The organism is Vibrio sp. (assembly GCF_048266485.1).
In the GTDB taxonomy this organism is placed as follows: Bacteria; Pseudomonadota; Gammaproteobacteria; order Enterobacterales; family Vibrionaceae; genus Vibrio.
In genome coordinates this window covers 1-6,905 of sequence record NZ_JBLWZK010000024.1, presented here as the reverse complement: position 1 = coordinate 6,905, position 6,905 = coordinate 1, and the positions used below count along the sequence as shown (strand labels likewise).

General features: G+C 48.2%; 4 protein-coding genes. All 4 read right to left on the bottom strand.

The window, feature by feature from the left end:
* Positions 1-34: 34 nt before the first annotated feature.
* From narI to ACN0T8_RS15505, 4 genes are read right to left on the bottom strand one after another with little or no spacing between them, the layout of a single operon-like run.
* Positions 35-712, bottom strand: coding sequence for a respiratory nitrate reductase subunit gamma (narI, locus tag ACN0T8_RS15520; RefSeq protein ID WP_417763803.1), 678 nt, complete (start codon positions 710-712; stop codon positions 35-37).
* A 4-nt stretch (positions 713-716) separates the two neighbouring features.
* Positions 717-1,442, bottom strand: a complete 726-nt coding sequence (gene narJ, locus ACN0T8_RS15515; RefSeq protein ID WP_417881496.1) for a nitrate reductase molybdenum cofactor assembly chaperone — start codon at positions 1,440-1,442, stop codon at positions 717-719.
* A 17-nt stretch (positions 1,443-1,459) separates the two neighbouring features.
* Entirely contained in the window at positions 1,460-2,992 is a 1,533-nt protein-coding gene (gene narH, locus ACN0T8_RS15510; RefSeq protein WP_417763801.1) for a nitrate reductase subunit beta, read from the bottom strand.
* On the bottom strand, positions 2,992-6,753 hold the full coding sequence (locus tag ACN0T8_RS15505; RefSeq protein ID WP_238895488.1) for a nitrate reductase subunit alpha: 3,762 nt from the start codon (positions 6,751-6,753) through the stop codon (positions 2,992-2,994). The genes narH and ACN0T8_RS15505 overlap by 1 nt, the downstream gene beginning before the upstream one ends.
* Between the last annotated feature and the right edge of the window lie 152 nt (positions 6,754-6,905).

The window sequence follows — 6,905 nt, the reverse complement described above, 5'->3', positions numbered from 1 at the left end:
AACCCTTTATGAGTATTTTTTTTAATTTGTTGCGCTAACTTCGACTTCTTACCAACTGATAACGACGGGTTATATATTCAAGTGGTACGCTAAATATATGAACTAATCGACAGAATGGAAATAGTAAGAACAAGGTCATGCCGAGAAATAGGTGCAGTTTAAATATTAAGGCCACATCCTGTAAATTTGTGGACGCGCCTTCTCTGAATGTCACAATTGCCTGGGCCCAATCTGCCAGTTTCAGCATTTCACTACCATCTAGATGCTCCGCAGAGAAGGCTATGGTCGTCAGCCCGAGTGCCGCTTGCAGCACGAGTAAGCTCAGGATCATGATATCTGCAAAAGAAGATGAGGCTCGAACGCGCGTATTCGTAAGTCGCCGTTTTAATAGCAATACGCCGCCTATCAATGTCATCAGACCACATACGCCACCAGCGGTCATAGCGAGTAACTGTTTATGCGGTGCGGATATTATTGGCTCATACAACCAATGTGGCGTTAACAGTCCAACAAAGTGCCCACCTAAGATACCTATAATGCCGATATGGAATAGGTTTGAGGCGAGCCGCATTCCTTGACGATCCATAATTTGGCTAGAGCCAGCGCGCCAGCTGTACTGGCCATAGTCGTAACGCAGCCAACTACCGATGACAAATACCGCGAGGACAATATAAGGATAAATATCAAACAGTAAGTGATTAATGTAATTCATATTATTAGTCTCCACATGAGCCAGCAGTATGTAATGCTTCAACATTGAGATATTGCGGAGTGACCGCGCCCGCAAAACGACGTTGATGTTGCGTTTGCTCACTGGTAGAACAACCTGCATCTCCCATGAAAGTGATTTGCTCCTCTTGCCAGACGGCATCGAGTGCTTCTGGTGTATCGTCACGTGCTTCACTGGCCACTTTGTCTTGCAACTCGGTGGTGCTAACTTCGCTATTTGTAAGTGAAATTAGTACATCAAACAACGTGGCATAATGGCTTTGGCGTTGGTGTAGCCGTGCTGCTAGCAACGCAAGAATAGGAACAATATTCTGTAATCCTTCGAGCATTTTGGCGTGAGGTTGATGCGCAAGAAACTCCAAGTAGAGCGGTAGAAAATCGGGCAGTTCTCGACTATTTAAAGATAATCCAGCCGCTTCATACTGGGCCATGAGATCAACCATTGCCTGGCCGCGATCACGTGATTCAGCATGCACATGCTCAAACAGTAGCAAAGAGGTCGAGCGCCCACGATCAAACAAGGTACAGTAATCGGCTTGAGCATCTAGGAACGGCATTTTCAGTAGCGCCGTCATGGTGTCTAGCAATTGCTGCTTGTGTTCATTGGTGAGTTCGTTGGCCTGCATCGCTTCGTGAAACAGCTCATCGCAGTGTTCCCAAAGCTCTTCGCTAGGGTATTCTAATAAGCGCGCAATGATGATTAAGCTAATCATAATTAAATCCCCCCCGCCTATCTTTTAGTCGATGTCGCACCGACATCAATGGCATCGATACGTCGGCTATTAAATAGATTTGTCTTGCTATCACTGCCATGGCAGCCATCACCGAAACTAAAACCACAGCCCTTGCTTTCAGGAAATGCTTCTCTGGCCAACTCTCTGTGGCTAGATGGCACGACGAAGCGATCTTCATAGTTTGCGATAGCTAAATAGCGATACATCTCCTGTGCTTGCGCAACGCTGAGGCCGACTTCGTCAAGGGCGCGAGTGTCTAGCACACCTTCGACGGTCTCGGCTCGTTTAAACTGGCGCATTGCTAACATGCGTTTAAGTGCCGTTAGCACCGGTTTTTCATCACCGGCAGTGAGTAAGTTAGCGAGGTATTGTACGGGGATGCGTAAGCTTTCCACATTCGGCAGAATACCATCGTGCGGCAACATGCCAGCATCTGCGGCTGATTGAATAGGGGATAACGGTGGTACATACCACACCATAGGTAAGGTACGATATTCAGGGTGTAACGGGAGTGCTAACTTCCAATCAACGGCCATTTTATAGACAGGCGATTGTTGAGCCGCTTCAATCACTGACATAGGGATATCCTGTGCCAATGCTTCAGCAATAACTTCGGGATCATGAGGATCTAGAAAAATATCTAACTGACGCTGATAAAGATCGGTTTGATGTTCGGTAGATGCCGCTTGCTCAATCCGATCCGCGTCATAGAGCATAACGCCTAGATAACGAATGCGGCCAACACAGGTTTCTGAACATACTGTGGGTTGGCCAGCCTCAATACGCGGATAGCAGAAGATGCACTTTTCAGACTTACCACTTTTCCAGTTGAAGTAAATTTTCTTATAAGGGCATCCGGTTAGACACATACGCCAGCCGCGGCACTTATCTTGATCGATAAGGACAATGCCATCTTCTTCCCGTTTATAGATTGCTCCACTAGGGCAGGTCGCTACGCAGGCCGGGTTGAGGCAATGCTCACACAAGCGAGGAAGGTACATCATAAAGGTGTTTTCAAACTGGCCGTACATCTCTTTTTGCATGTTGGCAAAGTTGCTATCTTTACTACGCTTAGCAAATTCGCCCCCTAAGATCTCCTCCCAGTTAGGGCCTTTGGTGACCTTATCCATACGCTCACCTGTGAGCAGTGAATGAGGTCTAGCGACAGGCTGATGTTTACTCTGTTTGGCCTGTTGCAGATGCTCGTAGTCATAGCTGAACGGCTCATAATAGTCATCAATCGTTGGCATGTGCGGGTTGGCAAAAATTTTAGATAACAAGCTGAGTTTGCCACCTGCTTTAGGCTCAATTTTGCCATTGATTTTACGGATCCACCCGCCTCGCCACTTTTCTTGGTTTTCCCACTCATTGGGATAGCCCACGCCCGGTTTGCTTTCCACATTATTGAACCAAGCATATTCCACGCCTTCGCGACTGCTCCATACGTTTTTACAGGTGACTGAACAGGTATGGCAACCAATACATTTGTCGAGATTCAGCACCATGCCGACTTGAGAACGGATTTTCATTAGATATTCTCCTGTTCAGATTTACTTTGTGCGGCTTCGTTACTTTGTTCATCAAGCCAGTCAACGTTATTCATCTTGCGAACGACCACAAATTCGTCGCGGTTTGAGCCTACGGTTCCGTAGTAGTTAAAGCCATAAGACAACTGGCCATAACCGCCAATCATATGCGTAGGTTTAGGGCTGATACGTGTGACGGAGTTATGAATGCCTCCGCGTTGACCTGTGATCTCTGAACCCGGAATATTTACAATGCGTTCTTGTGCGTGATACATCATCACCATACCTGCCGGTACGCGCTGGCTGACGACCGCGCGTGCGGTTAACGCACCGTTAGTATTGAAGGCTTCAATCCAATCGTTATCCTCAATACCTAATTCACGGGCATCTGTTTCACTTATCCACACAATCGGGCCACCCCGCGACAGTGTCAGCATGATTAAGTTGTCACTGTAGGTGGAGTGGATCCCCCACTTCTGGTGCGGTGTAATAAAATTAAGGGCTTTTTCCGCATTACCGTTAGATTTGCTGCCTAACAGTGGCTGAGCGGTACGCGTGTCAATCGGTGGACGATACACAACGAGGCTTTCACCAAACGCGCGCATCCAGTCATGGTCTTGGTAAAGTTGTTGTCGGCCAGAAAGTGTGCGCCAAGGGATTAGCTCATGAACGTTGGTATAGCAAGCATTGTAGGAGACATGTTCATCCTCAAGGCCTGACCATGTTGGGCTAGAGATAATCTTACGTGGTTGCGCTTGAATGTCCCTAAAGCGGATTTTTTCTTCCTCTTTATTACGGGCAAGATGGGTGTGATCACGTCCGGTAACTTCACTGAGTGCAGCCCAAGCTTTTACCGCAACTTGGCCATTGGTTTCCGGCGCCAGCGATAGAATGACCTCAGCCGCATCAATGGCTGATTCAATTTTAGGCCGACCGGCATTAGCTCCTTCACTGTGGGAATAGTTAAGCTGTTTGAGAAAATCGACTTCAGTTTGGGTGTCCCAGTTGATCCCTTTGCCGCCATTGCCTTGCTTATCAAGCAATGGACCTAATGAAGTAAAGCGGGCATAGGTATTTGGATAATCGCGTTCTACTTCAATAATGTGTGGTGCACTGATGCCAGGGACAAGCTCACATTCACCTTTCTTCCAATCTTTGACACCAAATGGCTGTGCCAGTTCTGCCGCGGTGTCATGCAAAATCGGTAACGTCACCACATCGGTTTCTTTACCTAGATGCCCGTGACACAGTTCGGAGAACTTTTTGGCAATGCCTTTATAAATTTCCCAGTCGGTTTTTGACTCCCATGCTGGATCAACTGCGGCAGATAACGGATGAATAAACGGATGCATATCCGATGTGTTCATATCGTCTTTTTCGTACCAAGTGGCCGTAGGTAACACAATATCTGAATAGAGACAGGTACTGGACATTCTGAAGTCCAATGTCACCACCAAATCCAGTTTTCCCGTGGCGGGCGAGTCTTGCCATTCAACTTCTTCGGGTGTAACCGCTCCCTGTTCGCCGAGATCTTTCCCCTGAATACCATGTTCTGTGCCCAGGAGGTATTTAAGCATGTACTCATGGCCTTTACCTGATGAGCCAAGCAGGTTAGAGCGCCAGATAAATAGGTTGTGGGGATAGTTTTGTATTTTGTCCGGTTGTTCTGCAGCAAAGCGTATCTGGCCGTGCTTTAGGGCGTTAACAGTATATTCTTGGGTGGACATGCCTGCGGCTTGGGCCTGCGCGGCAATAGATAGTGGGTTGGTGTCTAGCTGCGGCGCCGAAGGTAACCACCCCATGCGTTCAGCGCGAACGTTGAGGTCAATAAGGCTGCCGCTGAATTTAGACTTATCGGCATTCGCGGCGAGCAACTCATCCGTGCGCAGTGTTTCATAGCGCCATTGGCTAGAGTGATTATAGAAAAAAGAGGTGCTGTTCATATGCCGCGGCGGCTTTTGCCAATCCAAGGCAAAGGCTAATGGTTGCCACCCTGTTTGTGGCCGTAGTTTTTCTTGACCAACATAGTGTGCCCAACCACCACCACTTTGACCCACGCAGCCACAAAAAATAAGCATATTGATGAAACTGCGATATGCCATATCCATGTGATACCAATGGTTAACGCCAGCACCCACAATGATCATCGAGCGACCATGGGTTTTCTCCGCGTTATCGCCAAACTCGGTGGCGATACGGATGATATCGGCTTGGGGCACGCCAGTAACTTGTTCTGCCCAAGCTGGGGAGTAGGCTTTTAACTCATGATATTCGGCGGCGCAATTCACATCATTTAAGCCACGTTCAACACCATAGTTAGCCAATGTAAGATCATATACGCTAGTGACTACCGCTTGACGACCATCAGCCAGCGTTAACTGCTTCACTGGTAATTTGTGGGTTAATGTTTGTTCCAATGGCACACTGTCAAAGTGTTCACTTGCTGTGCCACCAAAATAGGGAAAGCCCACGTCGACCACTTGATCATGCTGCTCTAATAAGCTCAGTTGGAGCTCAACATCCTGCTGTGTGTTACCCGCTTTAGCTTCAAGATTCCATTTCCCCTTTTCGCCCCAGCGAAAACCAAGCGAACCGAGTGGTGCCACGAGCTGGCCCGTGTGGCTATCAATTGCAATGGTCTTCCATTCAGGATTGTTTGCCTCGCCTAGATCATCCACTAGGTCCGATGCTCGCAACATGCGGCCCGCTCGATAACTTCCGTCGCCAGTCTCCTCCAGTAACACCAGCATGGGAAGGTCGGTATAGCGTCGAGCATAGTCCTGGAAATACGACGTTTGTCGTTTTATGTGAAACTCTTTCAGTAATACATGGCCCATCGCCATTGACAGCGCACTATCAGTCCCTTGTTTAGGGTTGAGCCACTGGTCACATAACTTGGCAACTTCTGAATAGTCTGGGGTTACCGCAACGGTTTTCGTGCCTTTATAGCGAACTTCGGTAAAAAAGTGGGCATCAGGTGTGCGTGTTTGTGGCACATTTGAACCCCACGCAATAATGTAAGAGGCGTTGTACCAATCAGCAGACTCAGGGACGTCGGTTTGTTCTCCCCACGTCATTGGTGACGCTGGAGGCAAGTCACAATACCAGTCATAAAAGCTCAGGCAGGTACCGCCAATGAGTGACAAGTATCGCGCACCAGCAGCATACGACACCATCGACATTGCAGGGATCGGCGAAAAGCCAGCAATACGGTCGGGGCCATATTCTTTCGCAGTAAAGACATTGGATGCCGCAATGATCTCATTCACTTCTGACCAGTCAGCGCGAATAAAGTCGCCTCGGCCGCGCTGCTGCTTGTAGGTCTTCATCTTTTCTGGTGAACGAGCTATGGCAGCCCAAGCATCAACGGGATCACAATGTTGACGCCGCGCCTCTCGCCACAGCTCAATTAGACGCTTGCGTACCATGGGATATTTCACACGGTTAGCGCTGTACAAATACCAAGAGTAACTCGCGCCGCGGGGACATCCACGAGGCTCATGGTTGGGCAGGTCTGGGCGGGTTCTAGGGTAATCGGTTTGCTGTGTTTCCCATGTGACCAAACCGTTTTTTACATATATTTTCCAACTGCAAGAGCCTGTACAGTTAACCCCATGGGTAGAACGGACAATTTTGTCATGCTGCCAGCGGCTTCTATAGCCATCCTCCCAATCTCTGTTGGTCTTAAGCGTCTGACCATGGTCATCTGCAAACGTGTCGCCCAATTGCTTGAAATAAAGGAACCTATCAAGAAACTTACTCATACCGCCTACTCCTGCTGCATTCTAGTTCCCACTCATGAACTAGACATCGACATTGCATAATTTGGCGCCAGCTTAGAGAAGCGATTGCGATAATTTCATGATAGAGATCAAATTACGCGAGTAGTGAAATTGGGCGAGATGCTGCTAATACC